Annotated in this window: 20 protein-coding genes; 8 read left to right on the forward strand and 12 right to left on the reverse strand. The window is 37.9% G+C overall.

Annotated features, from left to right (window positions below):
* Positions 1–671: 671 nt before the first annotated feature.
* Genes holA through HMPREF0381_RS00030 form a run of 6 tightly spaced genes read left to right on the forward strand, consistent with a single transcriptional unit; the run spans position 672 to position 5,043 of the window.
* Entirely contained in the window at positions 672–1,640 is a 969-nt protein-coding gene (gene holA / locus HMPREF0381_RS00005) for a DNA polymerase III subunit delta (protein ID WP_008749775.1), read from the forward strand.
* A 32-nt stretch (positions 1,641–1,672) separates the two neighbouring features.
* Positions 1,673–2,260, forward strand: coding sequence for a xanthine phosphoribosyltransferase (locus HMPREF0381_RS00010; RefSeq protein WP_008749776.1), 588 nt, complete (start codon positions 1,673–1,675; stop codon positions 2,258–2,260).
* Position 2,261: 1 nt separating this feature from the next.
* Positions 2,262–2,816 (forward strand): phosphodiesterase, encoded by a 555-nt coding sequence (gene yfcE, locus HMPREF0381_RS00015; protein ID WP_008749777.1) that lies wholly within the window; start codon positions 2,262–2,264, stop codon positions 2,814–2,816.
* Complete coding sequence (locus tag HMPREF0381_RS00020; protein ID WP_008749778.1) at positions 2,800–3,951, forward strand: THUMP domain-containing class I SAM-dependent RNA methyltransferase; 1,152 nt, start codon at positions 2,800–2,802, stop codon at positions 3,949–3,951. The genes yfcE and HMPREF0381_RS00020 overlap by 17 nt, the downstream gene beginning before the upstream one ends.
* 14 nt (positions 3,952–3,965) lie before the next feature.
* The gene (gene rdgB / locus HMPREF0381_RS00025; protein ID WP_008749779.1) at positions 3,966–4,568 is read left to right on the forward strand and encodes an RdgB/HAM1 family non-canonical purine NTP pyrophosphatase; all 603 of its coding nucleotides are present in this window, start codon (positions 3,966–3,968) and stop codon (positions 4,566–4,568) included.
* On the forward strand, positions 4,549–5,043 hold the full coding sequence (locus HMPREF0381_RS00030; protein ID WP_008749780.1) for a YfcE family phosphodiesterase: 495 nt from the start codon (positions 4,549–4,551) through the stop codon (positions 5,041–5,043). The genes rdgB and HMPREF0381_RS00030 overlap by 20 nt, the downstream gene beginning before the upstream one ends.
* Positions 5,044–5,813: 770 nt before the next feature.
* Here the strand turns inward: HMPREF0381_RS00030 and HMPREF0381_RS00035 are convergent.
* The 10 genes from HMPREF0381_RS00035 to HMPREF0381_RS00080 all read right to left on the reverse strand — a co-directional run bounded on the left by HMPREF0381_RS00035 (position 5,814) and on the right by HMPREF0381_RS00080 (position 20,405).
* Positions 5,814–9,527 (reverse strand): glycosyltransferase, encoded by a 3,714-nt coding sequence (locus HMPREF0381_RS00035; protein ID WP_040461574.1) that lies wholly within the window; start codon positions 9,525–9,527, stop codon positions 5,814–5,816.
* Between the two features lie 11 nt (positions 9,528–9,538).
* Positions 9,539–10,867, reverse strand: coding sequence for an ABC transporter ATP-binding protein (locus HMPREF0381_RS00040; RefSeq protein ID WP_008749783.1), 1,329 nt, complete (start codon positions 10,865–10,867; stop codon positions 9,539–9,541).
* Positions 10,868–10,875: 8 nt separating this feature from the next.
* The gene (locus tag HMPREF0381_RS00045; protein WP_008749784.1) at positions 10,876–11,697 is read right to left on the reverse strand and encodes an ABC transporter permease; all 822 of its coding nucleotides are present in this window, start codon (positions 11,695–11,697) and stop codon (positions 10,876–10,878) included.
* Positions 11,698–11,708: 11 nt separating this feature from the next.
* Positions 11,709–12,260, reverse strand: coding sequence for a dTDP-4-dehydrorhamnose 3,5-epimerase (gene rfbC / locus HMPREF0381_RS00050; protein WP_008749785.1), 552 nt, complete (start codon positions 12,258–12,260; stop codon positions 11,709–11,711).
* A 128-nt stretch (positions 12,261–12,388) separates the two neighbouring features.
* On the reverse strand, positions 12,389–13,498 hold the full coding sequence (gene dnaJ, locus HMPREF0381_RS00055) for a molecular chaperone DnaJ (RefSeq protein ID WP_008749786.1): 1,110 nt from the start codon (positions 13,496–13,498) through the stop codon (positions 12,389–12,391).
* A 15-nt stretch (positions 13,499–13,513) separates the two neighbouring features.
* The gene (gene dnaK / locus HMPREF0381_RS00060) at positions 13,514–15,382 is read right to left on the reverse strand and encodes a molecular chaperone DnaK (protein WP_008749787.1); all 1,869 of its coding nucleotides are present in this window, start codon (positions 15,380–15,382) and stop codon (positions 13,514–13,516) included.
* Between the two features lie 80 nt (positions 15,383–15,462).
* Positions 15,463–16,080: a nucleotide exchange factor GrpE gene (gene grpE, locus HMPREF0381_RS00065; RefSeq protein ID WP_008749788.1), complete on the reverse strand. Its 618-nt coding sequence runs from the start codon at positions 16,078–16,080 to the stop codon at positions 15,463–15,465.
* A gap of 12 nt (positions 16,081–16,092) precedes the next feature.
* Complete coding sequence (hrcA, locus tag HMPREF0381_RS00070; RefSeq protein WP_008749789.1) at positions 16,093–17,124, reverse strand: heat-inducible transcriptional repressor HrcA; 1,032 nt, start codon at positions 17,122–17,124, stop codon at positions 16,093–16,095.
* Positions 17,125–17,292: 168 nt separating this feature from the next.
* On the reverse strand, positions 17,293–18,639 hold the full coding sequence (locus HMPREF0381_RS00075) for a sodium-dependent transporter (RefSeq protein ID WP_008749790.1): 1,347 nt from the start codon (positions 18,637–18,639) through the stop codon (positions 17,293–17,295).
* Positions 18,640–18,719: 80 nt separating this feature from the next.
* Positions 18,720–20,405, reverse strand: a complete 1,686-nt coding sequence (locus HMPREF0381_RS00080; RefSeq protein WP_008749791.1) for a tryptophanase — start codon at positions 20,403–20,405, stop codon at positions 18,720–18,722.
* Positions 20,406–21,063: 658 nt separating this feature from the next.
* Between HMPREF0381_RS00080 and HMPREF0381_RS00085 the strand changes: the two genes are divergently transcribed.
* Both HMPREF0381_RS00085 and HMPREF0381_RS00090 read left to right on the forward strand, forming a co-directional pair.
* On the forward strand, positions 21,064–21,723 hold the full coding sequence (locus tag HMPREF0381_RS00085; protein WP_008749792.1) for a helix-turn-helix transcriptional regulator: 660 nt from the start codon (positions 21,064–21,066) through the stop codon (positions 21,721–21,723).
* Between the two features lie 108 nt (positions 21,724–21,831).
* Positions 21,832–22,626, forward strand: a complete 795-nt coding sequence (locus HMPREF0381_RS00090) for an N-acetylmuramoyl-L-alanine amidase family protein (protein WP_034772632.1) — start codon at positions 21,832–21,834, stop codon at positions 22,624–22,626.
* Positions 22,627–22,821: 195 nt separating this feature from the next.
* Here HMPREF0381_RS00090 and HMPREF0381_RS00095 read toward each other — a convergent pair whose 3' ends face one another.
* On the reverse strand, positions 22,822–23,193 hold the full coding sequence (locus HMPREF0381_RS00095) for a hypothetical protein (protein ID WP_008749794.1): 372 nt from the start codon (positions 23,191–23,193) through the stop codon (positions 22,822–22,824).
* Between the two features lie 221 nt (positions 23,194–23,414).
* Positions 23,415–24,425 carry a SipW-dependent-type signal peptide-containing protein gene (locus HMPREF0381_RS00100; protein ID WP_040460949.1) on the reverse strand — a complete coding sequence of 337 codons (1,011 nt, stop codon included), beginning with the start codon at positions 24,423–24,425 and terminating at the stop codon, positions 23,415–23,417.
* Between the last annotated feature and the right edge of the window lie 87 nt (positions 24,426–24,512).

Genomic DNA, 24,512 nt, shown 5'->3' on the forward strand with positions numbered 1-24,512 from the left:
TATCTGTTTTCACAGATCTACTGTTTTAAGGTTGTTCTGTCGCACTAGTTTTACTTATGCTAAGAACTTATATTTTACTAAGATATGAAACAAACTTTTGCTTATTTATATCAAGTAAAAATGCATCTGAAACTTCATCATATTTATATTATATGTAACACCGTCGTCTCGCTACGCTCGACGAGGTGCGCTATTTTTCTAAATTCAAGTTTCGCTTACGCTCACTTTCATTAAGAAAAATATGCGAAATATGCAAATTTTCAGGGTTGTGTGTACTGTTTAATCTTAAATTATCAAGGTTCATTATTGCTGTTTCAAAACAGCCTGTGTATTATATCAAGCTCATTTTATCTTGTCAACAACTTTTTAAGTTATTTTCAAAAGTTTTCTTTAAGCCTGTTTGCTCTCCTTGAGCAACTTTTGTATAATACCAAATTCTTAAATCTTTGTCAATAACTTTTTTAATTTTTTATTTCAAAAATTTTGATTTTCCTTTAAAAATTTGTCCGCCTCAAAAGCGGTGAATGTAGTATATACTTTATCTCATACTCTGTCAATAACTTTTTAAAAATATTTTTAAAGGTTTGTCAAACCTAACTTAAGCCACATTTTGCTGAAATACTCTCAGTTTACACTGGAGCCTTTTTCTCATTCATGTTATAATCTTCCACATGAAAGTATTAAATAATGATTTGAAAACTTCCACATTCAAAGGCATTTATGTACTGTCAGGTGATGATGAATTTTTGAAGAACAGCTATAAGAAAAGGCTTAAATCAGCTATTGTAGGTGAAGACCAAATGAACTTTGCTTATTTTGAGGGAAAAGGAATAGATGTAGACGTTGTTATCGAATTTGCCAATACTCTTCCTTTCTTTTCAGAATATCGATGTATTCTTATAGAAGAAAGTCTATGGTTCAAATCAGGCAACGAAAAATTTTTAAACTATATATCAGCCAAGCCTGATAGCACAAAAATCATTTTTGTGGAAAAGGACTTGGATAAACGCTCCAAGCTCTACAAAAAGGTAAAAGAACTGGGATATATTACAGAACTGAATCATCCTACCAATGATGAACTGATGAACTGGACAGGTAATATCATAAATAAATCCGGTAAAAAGATTACCGTTTCAAATATGAACCTCTTTATCGCCAGAGTCGGGAATGATATGGAAAGACTAAAGAGCGAATTGGATAAGCTGTTGTCATTTACCCTTGACAAAGATATTATAGAAGAGGAAGATATAATTGCTGTAACAAGTATAAGTCTGACCAATAGAATCTTTGAATTGGTAAAATCAATTACCAACAATAAGATACAGGATGCATTGGATATATATGAAGATTTGGTCGCTTTAAAGGAACCTCCACTGAAGATAATGATTCTCATCACAAGACAGTTTAACCAACTCTTGCAAATCAAAGAATTGGCAACAGCCGGTTTTAGTGAAAAGGATATAATCTCAAGTATGAAATTAAATCCGTATGTGGTCAAGAATCTGATGCGCAGGGCAAGAGGTTTTGATATGGCTATGCTTTTGTCATATGTAAAAAATGCAATTGAGTTGGAGGAAGCTATAAAACAAGGTAATATTAACGATAAGCTGGCACTTGAGATGCTGATGCTTACAAGATAAACACTTATGTGTTTTTTAGGAGAGGATTTTTCATGAAACTGTTAGAAGAGCGTATCAGAAAAGATGGAGTTATCAAAGAGGGCAATGTCTTAAAAGTGGATTCCTTTTTAAACCATCAGATGGATATACAACTCTTTTTAGAGATGGCAAAGGAGTTTAAGTCAAAGTTTGCTTCCAAAGATATAAACAAGATTTTGACAATAGAGTCTTCAGGCATAGGCATTGCGGCTATAGTCGCATTGGAATTTGATGTACCTGTAGTATTTGCCAAAAAATCAAAATCCATCAATATTGATGGAGATATGTATACCGCAGAAGTGGAAAGCTTTACACATAAATGCAAGAATCAGGTAATTGTTTCAAAGAAGTTCTTAAGTCCAAATGACAGAGTACTTATCATTGACGACTTCCTTGCAAACGGCTGTGCATTACAGGGACTTATCTCTATAGTTAATGAGTCAGGTGCCGATATAGAGGGTATAGGTATTGCAATCGAAAAGGGCTTCCAGAGCGGAGGTCGTGCTATAAGAAACTTAGGTTTTCACCTTGAATCACTTGCAATAGTAGATTCTATGGATGCCGCTACACAGACAATTGATTTCAGACAGCAGGAAGCATAATATGAGATATTTTTTTGCATCAGATATTCATGGCTCATCATTTTATACAAAGAAGATTATTGAAAAGTACAAGGAAAGTAATGCTTCAAAGCTGATACTGCTTGGTGACCTTCTATACCATGGTCCAAGAAATGACTTACCGAAAGACTACTGTCCGAAAGAAGTCTTTACACTGCTCAATGAATTCAAAGATGATATTATTGCGGTCAGAGGAAACTGTGATTCTGAAGTTGATCAGATGGTTTTGGATTTTCCTATGCAAGCCGACTACTGTATCGGTATATTTAATGATATCTACTTCTTTATAACACATGGACATATCTATGGTGAGGAACATATGCCGAATCTTGCCAAAGGAAGTGCATTCATATATGGTCATGTACATCTCCCGATAGCAAAAAAAGTAGACGGTATCTATATACTGAATCCGGGATCAGCATCACTGCCAAAGGAACAAAATCCTAATTCCTATGCAATACTTGATAATGATATTTTTACCATATATGACTTTAACGGCAATGTATTAAAGGAGATAAAACTTGAAAAAGATATTTGAGCTATATGCACCATGCCACTTCGGTCTTGAAGCTGTTCTTAAAAAAGAAGTCATAGATATAGGTTATGATATCACAAAAGTAGAGGACGGAAGAGTGTACTTTGAAGGTGATGATGAAGCCGTTGCCAGAGCTAATATGTGGCTTAGAACTGCGGAAAGAGTATTAATCAATATTGCACAGTTTAAGGCAATATCTTTTAGTGAATTGTTTGACCGGGTTGCGGATATCCCATGGGAAGAATATATACCTGCTGACGGAAAGTTTTGGGTCAGTAAAGCCACCTCCGTAAAAAGCAAGTTGTTTTCTCCCTCCGATATTCAGTCAATCGTAAAGAAAGCAATTGTTGAAAGACTTAAGCGTATCTATAAAAAAGAATGGTTTGAAGAAACCGGTGCCGATTATCCGCTTCGAGTTTCTATAAATAAAGATATAGTCACTATCGGTCTTGATACTACCGGCGTATCACTTCACAAAAGAGGTTATAGAACAATGACTGCCAAGGCTCCTATCACAGAGACTCTTGCAGCCGCACTTATTATGCTTACTCCATGGAAAAAGGGCAGGATACTGGTAGATCCTTTTTGTGGAAGCGGCACATTTGTTATAGAGGCAGCTATGATAGCCGCCAATATTGCCCCCGGACTAAGGAGAGGATTCTTAAGCGGTAAATGGTCAAATCTTATTCCAAAAAAAGTTTGGGATAATACTTATGAAGAAGCTAAAGAAATGGTATATATCGATACCGATACAGATATTCAAGGCTATGATATTGACAGAAATATTGTAGAGGCGGCCAGAAGCAATGCCGCAAGAGCCGGTGTCACAGATATGTTGCACCTCCAGTGCAGAGATGTTTCAAATCTTTCACATCCCAAAAAATACGGCTTTATCATTACGAATCCGCCTTATGGAGAAAGACTTGAAGAAAAGGAAAATCTCCCGGCTATATACAAATCACTGGGTGAGAGGTATGCAAATCTTGACTCCTGGTCACTTTATCTTATAACTTCATATAATGATGCCTGTAAATATATCGGCAAAGAGCCTGACAAAAATCGAAAGATTTACAACGGTATGCTGCAAACAAGATTTTATCAATATATGGGTCCTCGTCCACCTAAGAAAAATAAATAGAGGTTGTTGTGCATATGAAAAGAATTATTTTTGCAACCGGAAATCAACATAAATTAGAAGAAATCAGAGCTATTTTGCCTACATTTGATATAATCTCTGCAAAAGAGGCAGGTATATCACTTGATATTGAAGAAACCGGAACCACATTCAAGGAAAACGCCTATATAAAGGCCAAAGCCATTTGGAATATTACAGGCGGAATAGTGCTGTCTGACGATTCAGGGCTTGAAGTAGACTATATCGGTGGCGAACCCGGAGTGTACTCATCAAGATATATGGGTGAGGATACCTCCTATACTGTAAAGAATCAAAATATTATTGAAAGACTACATAATGCCAAAGGTACTGAAAGAAGTGCAAGATTCAGAGCCTGTATTTGTGCTATACTTGAGGACGGCAGTACGATATTTACTGAAGGAATTATGGAAGGTCTGATAGCTGACTATATCTTGGGAACAAGCGGCTTCGGATATGATCCGATACTTTACTTACCCGAATATAATAAAACAAGTGCCGAAATAAGTCCTGAAGAGAAAAATAAGATAAGCCACAGAGGTAAAGCACTTATAGCAATGAAGCAAAAACTAGAGGAAAACTATGAAAATATTGATTGTTAGTGATACACATAGAGTGGATGATATTTTGAAGAAAGTAATATCAATAGAAAAGCCTTTTGATATGTTCATCCACCTGGGTGACGGTGAAGGCAGTGAAACCAAGATCAGCCTAATGCTTGACCCGACATGTTCCTGTCTTATGGTACAGGGAAACAATGATTTCTTTTCACAACTTCCCAGAGAAAAAGAAATCAGTATAAAGAATCACAAGGCACTTCTTGTCCATGGCCACCAATATGGCGTAAGCATGGGTGTCGAAATATTAAAAGATGAGGCAATCTCAAGAGGTTGTGACTTTGCAATGTTCGGACATACTCACAGACCATATCTAAAGACTATAGACGGAGTGACTGTCCTAAATCCCGGTTCACTCGGCTATCCAAGGCAGGCAGGCCATATCCCTACATACATGGTTATGAATGTAGATGATGACGGCAAATTCACAATAGAAACCAAGGAAATAATGGGAGCATAATAAAAGGGGCTGCACGCTTTGTGTAAGCCCCTTTAAAAAGGTTCTATAGCACAAAATAAGAAGAGAGCATTAACCTTTCACATTAATGCTCTCTTCAACACGTTCCTGGCTCCAATGGACTAATCCTCTCTTTCTAAAAAACCAGTTTTTCTATATCCAATGCCATTTAAAAAATATTGACATCCGGTATATTCATCTCTATTCAGTTTTTAAAATTTATCCTCCTATAAGTTTCCTTTCACTTCTAATACATGGTTGTTATCAATCTATCTACACGGTCTACCTCTCGTATGAACCCTACTTTCTCGTCATAAGACTTATACGAATACTATCCTAACCGATTTTTCAGATAGTAACTTTTTAGAGTTTTCAATAATATATTATCTAAATAATCTTCTTATAGGTTCCGGATCAGATCAAAGTCTAATCATTACTTAAGTTTTCTTTGGACTGTACCTCCTTTCATAAATTTCCACTTAGCAAATCTTTTTGCTTTCTCCTCGTGGATGCGTTCATCAAACTTTCTAAGAATATATTCTTTTTTGTTTATGTCTATAGTATATCAGATTTTTTCTTATTGTCAATACTATTTTAAAAAAAATTATTTTAAAACTATATTTTATTTTATTATTATCTTTTACTTTATATTTATATCTGTTTTAATTGTATATATTATTTTAATTATCTGAAAATTATATACAATTCACTCTTCTATGATGCTATACCATATTAAAGGGGCTGTTGCATCGCAACAGCCCTACCTCTTTCTTTTAAAAATCTTCTCTTATTATCTTCCACACAGCATCTATACTGTGCTTATTCTTTACATACTCTATCGCTTCTTGGTGCATATTCTTTAGAGCTTGCTTATTGATATAGAGTGCAACGCACTTTTTTATAAACTCGCTCGACTCATCCGCTACAAGCATCTGATTATATGAGTTGTCAATGCCCTCCGCACCTACACTTGTTGTGATTACCGGGTCGCCGTAGTAGAGTGCCTCTATTACCTTGCCCTTTACTCCTGCTCCATATCTTAGAGGTACTACTACAAGCCTCACCTTCTCATATAGCTCTTTAAGTTCCTCCTCACTGACAAAACCCTTAAAGATAATACCCTTTGCCTCATTGTGCATTGCCTTGATCTCATCTGTAGCATTGGAGCCGACTATATAAAACGGTGCTTTTATCTGTGCGTATATATCATCCCACATATTATCAAGGAAATACTTTAGAGCATCCGCATTCGGCGGATGTGAGAATCCTCCGACAAACAATACGCCCTCTCTGATATCAGGATTGTAATCTATATCCATAAACTTATCAAAGACATAGGCGGTGATTGCCTTGGCATTTATCTTCTTATCAAAGGTATGTATATAGTCCACCTCTACATTTGACGGATAGTAGCTTATGCTTGCCTTTCTCATTATATCAAGCTCCATACTCTTCCAGTATGCACTTGCATTCTTTCTCTCCACATCCCCGGTAAGCTCATACTCACGCCTCTCACGCAGAAAATGTAAATCATGACCATAGTATATAACCTTAATATCCGTATTTTCCTTGATGAAATCAATATATTTTGTTGCAATATGCGGTCTGTTAAGGTAGGCAATATCAATATTTGACTGATTGTTTTTTATCCACTCAAAGATATTTGTCATCATCTCATTGCCGTAGAGTACCTCAACTCCCATCTGCTCCAATACGGTAGTGTACGGCTCCGACTTGGCAAAATTGTCAGGTAGGAATTTCACCACATATCCTCTTTCAATAAACATCTTTATATACTGAAATGTAGTCTTTGAGCCGGCATCCTTGTCAAATGTAGGCACATAGTGATCCACAAACAAAATAACCTTTTTTCCTCTGCTTCTTTCTCTGGCTCTGAAGGCATTCGGCACACCAACATTGTCATATTGATTTTTAAACTCACAGCTCCACTTTTCCTGAAGCTTTTTATTGTTCTCCACCTGATATCTCTTAAGCCCCGTACCGTTGACATCAGTGCCGTTTGACACACCCTCAAAATGAACCACTACGCTAAGAGGCTGATATACCACTCTAAGATTTCTTTTTCTTACCTCAAATGCAAGGTCAGAATCTTCACAGTAGGCAGGTGCATATCTTGTATCAAATCCGCCTATCTCTTCCCAAAGTTTTCTGCTAAGCATTATCGCGGCACCTGATATATAGTCCACATCTCTTACATAGTTGTACTCAGGCTTATTTGGGTCATCACATCTGCCGTAGTTCCATCCGCTGCCGTCACTCCATATAATGCCTCCCGCCTCTTGAAGTCTGCCATCAGGATATATAAGCTTGGAGCCTACCATACCGATACCCTCATCGGACTCAAGCAGCTTTATAAGTGGAGGAAGCCAATTCTTTTCCACTGTCGTATCATTGTTTAAGAAAAATATATATTCTCCTCTTGCTTTTCTTGCAGCATTATTGCAATTTTTTAAAAAGCCTTGATTGGTTTCATTTCTTGCAACTACAAGCCCCGATACAAACTTATCTATTTCAATTGTTGCATCTGTTGAAACATCATCCGCAATGATTATCTCATAACTGTATTCATCGGTATTTTCAAGTATTGATGCAAGACAGGCATATGTATAATGAATCTGGTTGTATACAGGTATTATAATACTTACCTTCGGATTTTCCACATATGGAAAATTCAGCTTACCCTTTTCTCTGTATATATCGCCTATCTTAAATTCACCCTCAATCAGATTCTTTCCCGCTTTTGAATGTGTCAGTCTAAAATACTTTATAGGATGAATAATGCTCATTATCCTATAGTTTAACTTCTTTCTCTCAACACTTCCCTTAGGATACTTTCTGTTATAGATAGTACTGAGCTTTCTTCTGATTCTAAACGGTATGGAGAGATTGCCGTTATACACATTTAAAGTCTTTGCAAGCTCTTCATTCTCATGCCTTAAGTTGTCTATGATTATGCCCAGATTATTGACATGATTATCTGTCAGAGTTTTCAGCCTTGTCATCTCTCTTATAGCCAGCTCTCTGTCCTGATTTATTGCATCAAGCTCAATTATCTTATTCTTTGCAGGCGGCAACTCTTTAAGTGCAATAAGCCCCTCATTTAAAGTATCACGACTTACAGTTTCTACAAAGTAGTTGCCAAGATATACTTCCTGATAATCTCCATGTATATACTCTTGAAACTGCCTTTCAATAAAATCAAATCCGTCAATATCATCTATCTCAAACTTTGATAAGAATTCCTCTTCATTCAGATTAAACTTATCTTTAATCTTCTTTGCATTGTTTTGATAAAAATTATGCAATGCACGATACTTTATAAAATTCTTTCTGTCCTTTATAAAGTCCATCGAGCTGTCATATACCCATTCACAATCTATTGCTGTCAATCTGTCGCCTTCAAGAATAAAGTTGTCAAATATCGCATCAAGGTTTAGTGCATCTTTATCTATTATCTTACCAAGATACTCATCAAGTCTCTTTATAAATGTATCAGGGCTATATTCAATGCACTCGACACATATATTACTTAAAGACTTTCCCTCAATAAATGTGAAGTTTATCTCTCCGGCATTTTTAAAAGTTCCCTCAAGCACCGTTATATTGTCATTTTTTATAAGTTTCGCCTTATCATACATACCTAAGATATGTGGAATGCCTTCTTTTTTAAGGGCGGACTTTACAACATATTTTTTATTATCTCTAAGTCTGATTTCCGTCTTTATCTGATATTTCGGAAGTCTGGTTCTGTTGTATTTGATATATATATTTTCCTCACTGCCACCTGATACTATGACATATGAGTTTGCAAAGCTGTCAAAATCATTTGATTTTGCTGCTTCACAAAATCTTTCTCCTATATCCTTAAATGCAAACTTAGGATAATCATATGCCTTTATTTGTGAAAGTTCATCTGCACCCGGCATCTTATTATCTGAAAAAAGCTTGTACACATACCTGTAATTCGGATACGGATAATATGTGCTGCTCTTGCCAATCCAATTTCTCACATCTTTTACGCTCAGTGCATCCTTATCACCAAACTCGTCTTCAAAGTAATTTATTCCGTACTTGTTATCAAAGACCAGCACAATTTTTTTATCAGGTTTTTTTACGCTCATAAGCTTAGATACCATATTTCCGCCATAGGCAATGACTGTATCAAACTCATTAAAATCTATATTTTCAAAAGCTGAAATATACTCTATATTGTTTTCAAAAACAGCTTTTATACTTTCCAGTTTTTCAAGCTCTTCTTCATAAATATATACTTTCGATTTTTTAATCAAATCATCCAGTATGGCCGTCTGACTTCCCAGAAATAATGTCCTTCCCTCTATATTCAGCCACTCTGTATTTCCAAGTGCCAGAGACGAAAAGAATGACAAATTATAAAGACTCGGATTTTCCTTTAAAAGTCTGTATTCATCTTTTCCATACTTTTTTGCAAGTTCTAAAAGACCCATTTTTTCTCCCATTATCTGCTGTTTTGAGTAAGCTTTACTTTTGATTCCATATCATAGACACCTACCGTATTTTTATTTGAGATAACTGTAATGAATGTAATATCATATAATCTGTGGTATACCACATGCGTACCGTTCTCAAAACCGGTACAGCTCATACTTAGAAGATACTCTCCACCCTGTAAGTTCATCTTTTGCTTAAACTCTACCACCGCATCATCTCCGGACTTTACAGGTTTTACCTCTACACCTTCAAACATTGTATTTGTCCCTGTAAGTTCGGTACCTTTTTTGTCCTTGATGGTAAATGTAAATATCGGTGACTCTATATTTGCATTGAATTTTATCTTCTCTCTGATTGTAAACTCTTCACCTTTCAACAAAAGATTGGTCAACTCACCCTTGGAGTCCAATATTCCAAGGTCATAAATCTCTGCCCTGCCGTCACCATACTCCGTCTTATTCGGATTGATTGACATCTTCTCCTTCATAAGACCGTCATGTTCTTTTACATGAGTTTTATTGATATCATTGTTTAATTCCATCATATCCGCAAAGTTACTGTCAAGTCTCTTTGCAAGATCCGCTTCAAGATCATCCATTCTTCCTGCCAGTATTTTCTTATACAAGTCCACCATTTCTCCGGCAGGACCCTCTGCTAAGAACTTTCCCTTATTAAGAAGTATTACCTTATCACAGTATTTTATTACACTTCCCATATCATGAGTTACCATAAGTATTGTTGTACCTGTCTTTCTTATCTCTTCCATTCTCCTGTAACATTTGGCCTGAAAGAAAACATCTCCTACAGAAAGAGCCTCATCCACTATCAATATTTCAGGTTCTACATTGATTGCAAGTGCAAAGGCAAGTCGCACAAACATACCTGATGAATAGGTCTTTACAGGTTGATATACAAAGTCACCTATATCTGCAAACTCAAGTATCTCATCAAGTTTTTCATCCATCTGTGCTTTTGAAAAACCCATCATAGTGCCGTTCATATAGATATTTTCAATACCTGTATAATCCATGTTAAAACCTGCCCCAAGTTCCAACAGTGCGGATATATTTCCGTCCACTTCCACACTTCCTGTGGTGGGATTTAATACACCTGTTATTATTTTCAGTATAGTGGACTTTCCCGAACCGTTTGTTCCGATAATGCCCACTGTAGAACCTTTCTCCACGCAAAAGGATATTTTATCCAAGGCAAAAAACTCTTTATGATATTTTTTATGTGTAAGAGAAATACTCTCCTTTAACCTGTCTATCGGCTTATCATACAGTCTGTAAATTTTTGTCACATCACAGACATTTATTGCTAAATTGCTCTGCATACTTCTCCTTATAATACGTCTGAAAAATGTGGTCTTAACTTATTGAAAAGTCTAAGTCCGATAAATAACAGTACTATGGTAACCGCCCAAAAGTATATTGTAAGTCCCGGCCTCTCAAAAAAGTAGTTCCCTCTAAGGATACTGTCCCTATATCCCACCACCACATAGTAAACAGGATTTAATTTCATTATTTTTTCCACCTTTATCGGGAAATCCTTAAACATTGTAGGATCCCACATAATCGGTGTCATCCACATCCCGAACTGTAGTGCAATACCTACTATCTGTGCCATATCTTTAAAGAATACATTGATTGCACATGTGATATATATAATTGCAAGCGCAAACACTGAGAGGCAGAAACTGTAATATATTATTCCGATCCAGCTAATCATCGGCAGTCTGCCGAATGCCAATGTCATTACAAGCATTATTATCACAAAGATTCCATGTACTATCAGGCATGAAATCACCTTTATAACCGGAAGTATCGAAACATTAAATACTACCTTTTTTACAAGATAATTATATTCCGAAAGTACCGCCGTACCTAAGTTAAGTGTTTCGGCAAAGAAAAACCATGGCACTATTCCCGGCACAAGCCATACTACATAAGGAACTTCCGGCACCGGAGGCACACTTTTAAATCCCATTTGAAAAATCAAAAAGTATATAAGTACCGTGACCACAGGCTGTACAAACATCCATGCCACGCCAAAATAGGACCCGACAAAGCGTTTCCTAAAATCGGCCTTTGCCAAATCCCATATAATATTTTTTGATTTCAGTATTTCACGTATAAGCGATATTATATTCATATCCGTTTCCATTCGTTATTTTATTAGAACTTGAATGTCTCCTTCAGTCCTTTCCACTTTGTATCCTTATCAGACATTATAAGCTTTAATCCTTCTATCGGCCAGTCAATACCTATATCAGGATCATCATACTTGAGTCCGCCCTCATCATTAGGATGATAAAAGTCGGTGCATTTGTATGCAAATACAGCCTCGTCGGAAAGTACTGCAAATCCATGTGCAAAACCTTCAGGTATATAAAACTGCTTCTTGTTCTCATCTGAAAGTATTACACCGAAATATTTGCCGTATGTCTTTGAGTCTTTTCTTAAGTCCACCGCTACATCATAAACCTCACCGCTTAGAACTCTTACAAGCTTACCCTGTGGATGTTCCTTTTGAAAATGCAGTCCGCGAAGTACTCCCTTAGATGATTTTGACTGATTGTCCTGCACAAATTCCATGTTCAAACCGGCTTCTGCAAAATCATTTTTATTATATGTCTCTACAAAGTAACCCCTGTCATCCTTAAATACTGTTGGAGTGATTACACAGAGTCCTTCTATATCACATCTTTCAACTTTAATTTTTCCCATAAATACACCTCGTTATCAGCTTTATTCTGTACTAAATTATACTTCACAGTAGTATTTCCGTCAAATATGAACATAAAAAAACCACGAGGCCGCCCTCGCAGTTTTTATCAAATTATTTATTCATTAATTTACTTATTCATTGCAGCATCAAAAGCCTCAAGTGCAGCCTTCTGTTCTCTTGTAAGCTTGGTAGGCACCGATACCACCAAAGTGATGTAGTGGTCGCCTCGCACATTCTTATTTCTGAGAGAAGGAACACCCTTGCCCTTTAATCTGACTCTGCTGTCCGTCTGTGTACCCGCCTTAACAGATACATCCACCTCACCGTCTACAGTCTTTACTCTGACACTGCCTCCAAGTGCAGCCTTTGTAAAGCTGATCGGCACTGTAGAATATATATTTGTGTCCTGACGTTTGAATATAGGATGTGGACTTACCAATACCTCTACAAGCAGATCGCCTCTGGGTCCGCCGTTTGTTCCCGGCTCGCCTCCGCCTGCAACTCTTACAGACATACCGTTATCCACACCTGCCGGTATATTTACCTCAAAGTTCTTCTTGGTCTGGACATATCCGTTTCCATGGCAGTCAGGACATTTATCCTTGATAATCTTTCCGCTGCCTCCACAATCCGGACATGTCTTTACATTCTGCATAGTTCCGAAAATGGTCTGCTGTGAATATCTTATCTGTCCCTTACCGTTACATTTCGGACAAGTAGTAGGTGAAGTACCTGCCTTTGCACCGCTTCCATGACAGGTAGGACATTCGTCCTTGTAGTTGATCTTAACTTCCCTCTTACATCCGAATACAGCCTCTTCAAATGTAAGTCTTACCGTAACTCCGACATTGGCTCCCTTCATAGGACCGTTTCTTGCAGTTCTACCTGTACCTCCGCCACCGAACATTCCGCCAAAGAGGTCACCGAAGATATCATCACCGCCGAAGTCAAAGCTTGAAAAGCCTCCAAATCCTCCAAAACCGCCGGCACCTGCGCCTGCACCACCGTCAAAGGCAGCATGACCGAATTGGTCATACTGTCTTCTCTTTTCAGGATCGCTTAGTACCGCATATGCCTCACCGGCTTCTTTGAATTTTTTTTCAGCTTCAGGATTGTTAGGATTTGCATCAGGATGATACTTCTTTGCCAGCGCTCTATATGCTTTTTTTATTGCAGAGTCATCAGCGTTTTTGTCAACACCGAGTACTTCATAGTAATCTCTTTTACTCTCTGCCATCCTTTGCTCTCCTTATTATACCTCTTTGTAATCAGCATCTATAACGTCATCATCACTTGATGAGCCTGTTGCCTCGCCGCCTGCCTGTGCAGCACCCCCGGCACCTGTTGCTCCCTGTGCTCCCGACTTCTCATATACCTTTGCAAACAGTTTTTGAGCACTTTCCATAAGCTTCTCTTTGCCTGCCTTGATATCATTTACCTGATCTTCCGTCATTGCATCGATTGGAGCTCTGTTTATAGCTTCCTTAAGTGTATTAAGGTCCGCCTCAACTGCCGCCTTATCACTTGCATCCAAACTCTCTCCGACTTCCTTAAGTGCATTCTCTGTCTGGAATACCATAGAGTCGGCCTCATTTCTTGCATCGATGCCTTCTTTTCTCTTCTTATCCTGAGCCTCAAACTCGGCAGCTTCCTTTACAGCCTTATCTATATCGCTCTCAGACATATTTGAACCTGATGTGATTGTGATATGCTGCTCCTTACCTGTTCCAAGGTCCTTAGCAGAAACATTGACGATACCGTTTGCATCAATATCAAATGTAACTTCAATCTGTGGAACACCTCTCTTTGCAGGAAGGATTCCGTCAAGTCTGAACTGACCCAGAGTCTTATTATCTCTTGCAAACTGTCTCTCACCCTGTACTACATGGATATCAACAGCTTCCTGATTGTCTGCCGCTGTAGAGAATATCTGGCTCTTCTTTGTAGGTATTGTAGTATTTCTCTCGATAAGCTTTGTAGCTACACCGCCCATTGTTTCAATTGAAAGTGAAAGCGGAGTAACATCAAGAAGCAATACATCTCCTGCACCTGAATCACCTGAAAGCTTACCGCCCTGTATACTTGCACCGATTGCAACACCCTCATCAGGGTTAATACTCTTTGAAGGCTCCTTACCTGTAAGAGCTTTTACCTTCTCCTGTGCGTTGATCATTCTTGTAGAACCGCCTACAAGCAATACTTTACCAAGCTCACTTGCTGTAATACCTGCATCCTTAAGTGCGTTCTGTACAGGGACTGCCGTTTTCTCAATAAGGTCACGTGTAAGCTCATCAAACTTGGCTCTTGTAAGAGTCATATCAAGATGCTTAGGTCCCTCAGCTGTAGCTGTGATGAAAGGCAGATTGATATTTGTAGTTGTTGATGTTGAAAGTTCTTTTTTAGCCTTCTCGGCAGCTTCTTTTAATCTCTGAAGTGCCATCTTATCAGCTGAAAGATCTACTCCCTCAGCCTTCTTGAACTCACTTACAAGCCATTCAGTAATCTTATTGTCAAAGTCGTCACCACCTAAGTGTGTATCACCGTTTGTAGCCAAAACTTCTATAACACCTTCACCGATCTCAATGATTGAAACATCAAATGTACCGCCGCCAAGGTCGTATACCATAATCTTTTGCTCGGCATCATTGTCAAGACCGTATGCCAATGCCGCCGCTGTAGGCTCGTTGATAATTCTCTTTACGTCAAGACCTGCAATCTTACCTGCATCCTTTGTTGCCTGACGCTGTGCATCATTAAAATATGCAGGAACCGTGATAACAGCCTCTGTAACCTTCTCACCCAAATAGCTTTCCGCATCCGCCTTAAGCTTTTGAAGAATCATTGCTGAAATCTCCTGCGGTGTGTATGACTTACCGTCAATTGTTACCTTGTAATCTGTACCCATATGTCTCTTAATTGAAGAGATTGTTCTGTCGGCATTTGTAACCGCCTGACGTTTTGCAGGCTCACCTATAAGTCTCTCGCCTGTCTTTGTAAATGCTACAACTGAAGGTGTTGTTCTTGAACCTTCCGAGTTTGGAATAACTACAGGCTTTCCACCCTCCATAACTGCTACACAGCTGTTTGTTGTACCTAAATCTATACCGATAATCTTGCTCATTATAATTTCCTCCAAATAATAAAATATTTAATCTATATAAAATATTTAACACCTTTTACAGTATTAAATATGTTGTCAAATCAGTTCGCAACCTTTACCATACTATGTCTAAGAACACTATCCTTATACATATATCCCTTTAAAAGTTCCTCTGCAACGACATTCTCACCGAGACTTTCATCTTCAACATGCATCACCGCATTGTGAAAATTCGGGTCAAACGGCTGTCCGACACAATCAATAGGCTTCACTCCCAAATCCTCAAGAGTCTTTTTTAATTGATTGTATATCATTGCAATTCCTTCAGCAAACGCCTTACCGTCTCCTTCCTTAGGTGCCGCCGCCATTGCACGCTCAAAATTGTCAACAACCGGCAAAATCTTTTCCGCAATGCTTCCTACACCCATATCAAACATGGTCGCTTTTTCTTTTTCACTTCGCTTTCTGAAATTGTCAAACTCCGCCATGCTTCTTTTAAGTCTGTCTGTCAAATCCGCAATGGCAATATCTTTTTTATCCTGCTTTTCTTCAAGGTTTTCATCACTGAAGGCTTCTTTTACTTCAGCTTCCATAGCCGCCGCCTTTGCAGCCGCCTCCTCAGGCGTTTCTTCAGATTCCAAATCAGGTTGTACCGTTTCTTCGCCTTCCAAAACCTCTTTACTCTCTTCCTGTTCTTTTTTTAAATCTTTTTCTTCCACAGCCCTCTCCTTCTATTCATCATTTTTGAACTGTTCATCGAGTGATGCCATTACAGTTCTTATAGTCTTTAATACCTTCTCATAGTCCATTCTCTTCGGTCCCACTATACCGATGGTACCTCGAAGCCCTTCACCAATCTCATAATTGGCAGTGACTACCGAAAGGTCTTTCATATCTGAAACCGGCACTTCATTCCCTATATATACCTTGACACCGTTCTCACAACCTTCATTTACATCTGAAAGTATTTCCTTTAACTTATCCTTTTCCTCAAAGGCATTTACAAGTCTACTTGCCTTCTCCCTGTCGGAAATCTCAGGATATTTGAAAATATTTGTGGTGCCGCTTGTATATATCTCAAGGTTGTCGGTAGCACTTTCAAATACCGCCGCCACTTCTCGTAAAACCTTGTCCACTATATCACCGTAAACCCCTGCATCAGCTCTCAACTTATTCATAATGCCGAGATTTATTTCCTCTATAGTGAGTCCGTTTAAAGAAGTATTTATAAGCAGATTCAAATTTAAAATCTCACTGTCGGATATTTCACTGTCAATATCTATTATCCTGTTATTGATAATATTTCCTTCAGCTACCGTAACCAACAAAAGCTTAAATCTGTCTATCTTTGAGAGCTGTAAAAACTTGACTTTATTTGAATGAATACTCGGTCCTGATATCATGGCGGCATAGTTGGTATCCCTTGCAATTATCTTTGCCAACTGTTTTAAGAGCGTTTCCAATCTGTCCACCCTTTTGAACATCAGCTCCTTGAATTCGTCAGTCTCTATCTGCTTCTCCCTAAGTATCTCATCTACATAGAACCTATATCCCTTATCTGAAGGAATACGCCCTGCCGAGGTATGCGGTTGTAAAATATAACCCATCTCCTCCAGGTCGCTCATCTCATTTCTGATAGTTGCAGAGCTTAAGTTTAATTCAGGGAGCTTTGAAATAGTTCTTGAACCGACCGGCTCACCGGTTTCCATATAATTCTTTATGATAGCTTTTAAAATAACAGCTTTCCTGTCTTCTGAATCCATTCACACCTCCCCTTTTTATTTGTTAGCACTCATTTGTATAGAGTGCTAATTTCTATTAGCTACTATATTCTATATAAATAGATTTGTCAACAACTTTTTTCAAAAAAATTATACAAAAAACTCTCAACCCTTTTCAGGCTGAGAGTTTTATAAAATATAATAATAAAATCAACCGATTCCGCCATAGAATGCGCCGGCTATAAGTGCCAGCAATGCAAGTCCCGTGTACACATACTTGCCGAGGAAAAACCATGTATCTCCTTTTTGCTTCTTTGCACCGGTATTTACAGCTTCCATTGTATACTTCTTTCCAAATACAAAGAACAACATTACCGAAGCAAGTACCGCACCTATCGGGCAGATATAGATAGATACCGCATCCATCCAGTTTGAAACTATTCCCTGTATAAGCACCGCAACAACTACGCCGATTACTCCTATAATTCCTACAGACTGTATTCTGCCAAGCTTAAACTGCTGCTGCAAAGTGGCTACAGGTGCCTCATACAAGTTTACCAAAGAACTGAGTCCCGCAAATGTAACACATACAAAGAATACTATTCCGACTATCATTCCGCCGGGCATCTGATTCATAATATTTACAAGGTAGATAAACATAAGTCCCGGGCCGCCTTCACTAAGTTCCGCACCTGATGTAGCCATAGCCGGAATGATAACAAGAGCCGCCAAAAGCGCCGCACAGGTATCAAATATAGCTATATTCATTGCGGAAAAAGGTATATCCTCTTTTTTACTCAGGTATGAACCGTAGATAACGGTACCGTTTCCTGCAATAGATAATGAGAAGAATGCCTGTCCGAATGCAAATATCCAAAGTCTGATATCTTTTAATCCTTCCGGGTTTACAGTAAAGATATACTTATATCCGTTAACCGCTCCGGGCTGTATACCTATATAAACAGCCAGACCTATCATCATTACAAAAAGCAGAGGCATCATAAACTTATTTGCCTTCTCAATACCGTCTGCAACTCCAAACGCCATTATTGCAAAGTTTACAACAAGTGCAATGACTATCCACATATTGTTTCCAAAGGCACTTGCCGTAGTACCGAAGGTACTGCCTATAACATCCATATCACTGCCCATTGCAAATACCTTACCTGTAAATGCCATTACTACATATTTGAATATCCAACCGACCACACATGAATATCCGATAGCAAGTGCCAAAGAACCAAGAGTAGGTATGATACCAATGCTCTCACCTACTTTTTTACTTTTACCCGCATGTGCCATAGCCGCACCGAAGGCACCTATAGGACCTTTACCTGTGCTCCTTCCAAGTGCGATTTCCTCAACTACTCCTGTACTTCCTATCAATATAACAAATATAAAGTAAGGAATCAGAAAAGTCATTCCCCCCCAAGCCGACACAAGCACCGGAAATCTCCACAGATTTCCCATACCTACGGCAGAGCCTACACATGCTATAATAAAACCTATTTGTGAGTTAAAACCATCCTGCTTTGCAGGTGTATTATCCAAACTCATAAACTTCCTCCATCTTGTTAAAAACAAGTCTCCCTTTGTCGGATAATGATCCGGCCTCTAAGACCGGATCGCTTTATATCTTATCTGCTTTCCCAGTATTTGAAGTTTGCTTCATCACACATCTCTTCCTTACTTGGAGCATAAGGCTCGGCCCAAGCATGGAAATGTCTCATAGGCAATGTATGTCCGAATGTAATCTTCAGATTCGGAACGGTATCTCTATCCTTATAAAGCTGTGTCAACGCCGCAATGATATAGTCCATATGCTGCTTACTGAACTGGCTTCTGTTGATAGCCAGACGAACAACATTACATACCTCTTTTTGCTGTTCAGGAGACTTAAGATCATACTCCATAGAGAAATCTCCAAGCTCTGAACAACGTATACCGTAGCGATGAATCATCTCAAGTGAAAGTGCCTGACCTGCAAAGCTTTCATGTCCTCTCTTGTAGTCAAAGAACTTATCGACATCAATATAGATTCCATGTCCGCCTGCCGGCTGTACTACAGGAACACCGTTTGCAGTAAGTCCGTCCGCCAGGTACTGGCACTGTCTTACTCTCTCATCCTGATAGTCAAATCTTGCCTCTTCATACATTCCCTGACAAAGTGCCATAATATCATGTCCCGACATTCCGCCATAGGAGTCGTTACCGTAAGCTGATATCTGACGAACCTTTAAAAGATGACCTATATCCGTCTTTACACTGCCGTCCTCATTAAACTCTGAAAACTTCTGCCAGAATAATCCTTTGTCACGGAAAGCTAATATACCGCCCATATTTGCATGTCCGTTTTTCTTAAGTGATGCGGAAACAACATCAAAGTAAGAGAACATCTCTTTTGCAATCTCACAGATTGACTTATCCTTGTATCCCTCTTCATTCATCTTAATGAAGTAGCAATTCTCCGCCCATCTTGCACCGTCCATAACAAAAGGTATATTGTACTTATGTGCAATCTTTGAAACTTCTCTGATATTGCCCATAGATACCGCCTGTCCGCATACCGAGTTATTGGTCACTGTTGAATATATAAGCGGAATATTCTCAACACCTACAGCCTCGATAAGCTGATTCAGTTTATCAATATCCATATCTCCCTTAAAAGGATTCTTCTCATACTTTCCGCTCTTTGGCACCTCAAACAAAATTTCCTTATGGAATAAGTTTCTTGGAATATTTCCCATCTGCTTGATATTGCCCTCTGTTGTATCAAAGTGTGCATTTGACGGAATTGTAAATACTTTGCCGGGCCATCTTCTTGCAAACAGCGGCTTTAACACATCAAATAAAAGTGCTTCCGCGCAGCGTCCCTGCGGAACAATAAATGTATTTGGTCTGGAAAGCTGATACTTACCGCCGTTGATAAATCCTCCCTCATAATCAACCAAATACACTTCATTCATCATCTTTTCCACATCATCCTTATCAACGCCCTCTTTGATATAGTTGATAAGTCTCTTCTGGTCATCACCTCTTTCCCAAACATCTCTGAATGCATCCAGTAAAACATAGTATCCCTTGTTTCTACCATATGACTCATCTGCAAGGAACATAGCCGACCACTGAGTATCTGTCATTGATGTAGTACCTGAGTCTGAAAGACAGTCTATATACAAAAGACCTGCCGGGAAAGCAAACTCATTGTAATGAGTCATCTCTAATGCCTTTTTTCTTTGCTCCTGTGTAACTGTAGGAACTTCCCTGACTACATGTGTCCATGACTTCGGCGCCTCTACACCTAACATTTTCTCATACTCCATTTTAATACCTCCAAATATATTTATTTGATACCCCGGTCATCGTAAATAACGACTGGCGGACGGTATTACAATCAATTTAATACGGCAGACAATACTCATATATGTATATTTATCGAATACTGTATACACATATTTTACAAATTATTTTACTTTTGCGTTTTATTATCCAAATATCTCTATGAGAATAATTTATCACTATTTTCTATTATTGTCAATATTGATTAATTAGAAGTTCTATATAGAGTATTTTTAGTATATTTCTGTGCAATATGCCCTAAAATATGATTCTCTCAATTTTCTCAAAAAGAACAAAACTCTCATGTGATAAAATTTTTGGGATATTATCATCAAAACAATATTTTGAGTTTATAAAAATACGATTTAAAACTCCTCTATATATCTATGTTTTATCTATATTCTATCTATATTTTTACATTCGCCAATAATATACTTTTGACTTCCAAGCTTATATGAGAATTTTTACGAGAATTTTTTTCTTATGTGTTTCTCTTCTTAATTTCTCTTTGTTTTTCTTATTTTATCTATTCTGTACAAATTTTATTTTTCTGTTATATCCTTTCAAATTTTGATATAATAGGTATAGAATATTTATTTTATAATCCGCATTCAACTGACTGAATAAACATATGGGGGTAATATGAATGAATTTGATATAAACAGATATATTGATATTTCAAACTTTTTAGGAACACTGCTTGGACCTGACTATGAAATTATAATATATGACCTTAATTATATATTGCATACAGTAAACGGTGAAATAAGCGGCAGAAAAGCAGGTGATACAATCAGTCCCGCCATGAAAACTATACTGAGTATAAAAAAGTCCTTTGATAAGAAATGGATTTCAAACTACCGCGCCCTCTCGGGCAACGGTAAGATTCTCAGATGTTCCACTTTTTATATAAGAGATACAGGTAATAATCTTGTAGGAGCAATGAATATAAGTTTTGATGATAACAGATATAAGGAGCTTTCAAATCTTGTATTCTCACTATGTCATCCTGACAACTATGTCAGTAAAAATATCTCAATTGAGATAAAGGGAAATACCGAGCAGGAACTTTTTTCAGACAGCATTTCAAATGCTATTGATGAGATACTGCATCGCATTGACAGAGAGCTACCATTCAGTAAGCTGAGCCACATTGAAAAGCTGAATATTATAAAACAGCTCTATCAAAAAGGGATTTTTTCTATGAAAGGTGCTGTAAAAACTGTGGGGCATAGGCTGTCCTGTTCTACTGCAAGTATGTACAGATATCTGGATATAGTAAAGAAAGATAATAAAGTTTAAAAAAGAGTAAACTATATTTAATTAATTTTAATATAAAGTATTGACTTTATATGCTAGAATAGGTCTGTAAGTGTGAGACAAATAGAACTTATAAAAGAAAGGATATTTATGAAGAAACTAATTTTAATGTTATCCATGGTTTTTTCACTCTTTATGAGTATGTCTGTTTTTGCGGCAGGCGACTATTCTATAGGTGGTGCATCATGGGACACAGGAGACAGAGCTCTTGCAACCTGGGATGAAGCTGAGGATAAGACAAAGTACAAGGTACAGCTTTACAAGGGTAATAAGAAAATCGGATCCAACAACAGTACAAGTGCTGCAAAGTATGACTTTACAAAACTTATCAGCGACAATGGTGTCGGAAACTATTCATTTAAGGTTTACCCTCTTAAAGGCGGTCCCGATATGACTATAGAATCCGAATCCGAATATTTTGATTCAGATGTTGTAGCCGGATTTAAGAAGAGCAGAAGCAGCAATACTTCAAATAACAGTACTTCAACCAATAATACTTCCGGTTCTTCAAGTACTACAAACAACGGATGGTATCAGTCTAACGGCTCATGGTATTATAGAAAAGCTGACGGTACACATGCTACAAACTGGTTTATGGTAAACAATCTTTGGTATTACTTTGATGCCAACGGTGTTATGCAGACAGGATGGATTACAGATTCCAAGGGATTTAGATATTACCTCAATCAACCGAACGGAGATATGCCTGTAGGCTGGGCACTTATCAACAACAAGTGGTATTATTTTGATGAATCCGGACTTTACAGAAAAGGCTGGATAGAGGACAAAGGACTTTGGTACTATCTTGATGCCAACGGAGAAATGGTTACAAATACAACCGTTGACGGGTATAATATCAACGCAGACGGTGTATTGGTTAAGTAAGGAGTGGCTATGCTGAAGAAACATTTATTTTGGGCGGCTGTAGCAGTGGTAGGACTTGTTATGTGTTTTATAACAGGTCATGCTATGATAAATAAAGCGGCAAAAACAGTTAATGAATAATTTTTTAATAGTTTTAAAGAAAAGGGCAGCCTATACGGCTGCTCTTTTTAATATGTTAAATACAATTTTTCTATATCATTTCATCATCAAGCCCTTTGCAATAAATGCCATACCTCCGAAAATAAGTACAAGCATCAGCACCCAATCAAACAATGATACGTACTGAAGATAAAATCTGGTAGACTGTATAAGGCTTGCTATAATCAAGATAACACTTAGTACAATAGCTATCTTGGAGCCTTTATTAGGCCTTATAAATAGCCAGATTAAAGAAAATATAAGCGGAACTATTACAAGCCCTGAGTTAACATGTACCCCCATCATGCGAAACCCGCTACCCCAAAACAAATTGGTCACAGTCACCTTTTGTGATAAGAAGAATAAGCCTACCACCATCATTATAAGCCCACCCCAGAAAAATAAATAAAAATCACTTCTTTTACCCATTGTTTTGTCTCCTCTCTATTCTGTTTGTTTCTTATGATTATCTTGGCTTTATTTTATCATAGTATACAAATTATGCAAATTAATTTTTATTTAACTTTTGTATCTACAGTTTTTTATAAATTGTACCTATTGAAGGTTTATCACAATGTATTTTATATATTAAAAGAGACAGGTCTATGACCTGCCTCTCCTTTAAATTAATCAAACTTTTTGTCCGACTATTACTTATTCTGATTTACCAAGATGTTTCCGTTTCCTGCATCCTTACCTGCATTGAACTGATCCCAAAGAAGATCCATTGAAAGCTGGATTCCCTTACCCTGGCTTAACTTATCATCATTATCTTTTCTGTCCTCTACAGTACCTGTTGTGAACTTACCTTCTGCATCAGGATCCATAGCAACACCTACGAACATATCAAGTCTCTGATCTGAAGCAGGAGCACACTTGATAACATTGTTCTGTAATGCCGCCTTTACATCTGCATCATTTAATGCTGACAATCTTACGAAGTCAACACCGCCAACCTTGAAGAACTTGCTTGAATCAACACCGTTGTCTGCAAGTGCCTTAGCAAGCTTAAATGTAGGCTCGTTACCTGTCTTGTTAGGCTCATACTGCTCTCTGTGAAGGAATACTGCAACACCGATCATCTCATCAAGATTACCTGACTCTTTTGCACCGTCAAGATTCTTTGACTCAAACTTGATATTGCTAAGCTTAGCTGCTATATCACCGACATTTACAATATCTGAACGGAATGCCTGAGCATATCCCGGATACATATTGTCAACTGTCAATACAACCTTACCGCTTGCATCTGTAACAGCCTTCTTATAAGCTCTTCCGATATCCTTTGTTAATTTTTCCTTATCCTTTAACTCAGCGTTAAAATCAACATTGTTGCTGCCCTTAGCTCTCTCCTTATAAGCATCAATGCTGCCCGGCTTAGCTATAATGTTGTAATCGCTTGCTCCTCTTAAGAAGAACTGATCACCAACATATGAATTGTCGCCGATACCGTCTACTATAGACCATCCGGCACCCTTGTTTGTCTCATCTCCATACTGTCCATACAATCCTAAGTCAACAAACTTAACACCGAAATCACCTGTTGTAGCCTTGGTTGTTACATTAAGTGAATCTGTCCAATAAGCATATGCTGTACCTGACAATACCAATCCTAATGCTACCATACCTCCAACCAGAGTGTTTCTTCTTGAACGCTTCATACCATCCTCCTGAAATATAAATTCTTTCTTACCTTTGTCGTTAATCATGATATTCATTTTTTTTAAACCAACAATAGGTTTGCTTAC

This window comes from Lachnoanaerobaculum saburreum DSM 3986, assembly GCF_000185385.1.
Taxonomy (GTDB): domain Bacteria; phylum Bacillota; class Clostridia; order Lachnospirales; family Lachnospiraceae; genus Lachnoanaerobaculum; species Lachnoanaerobaculum saburreum.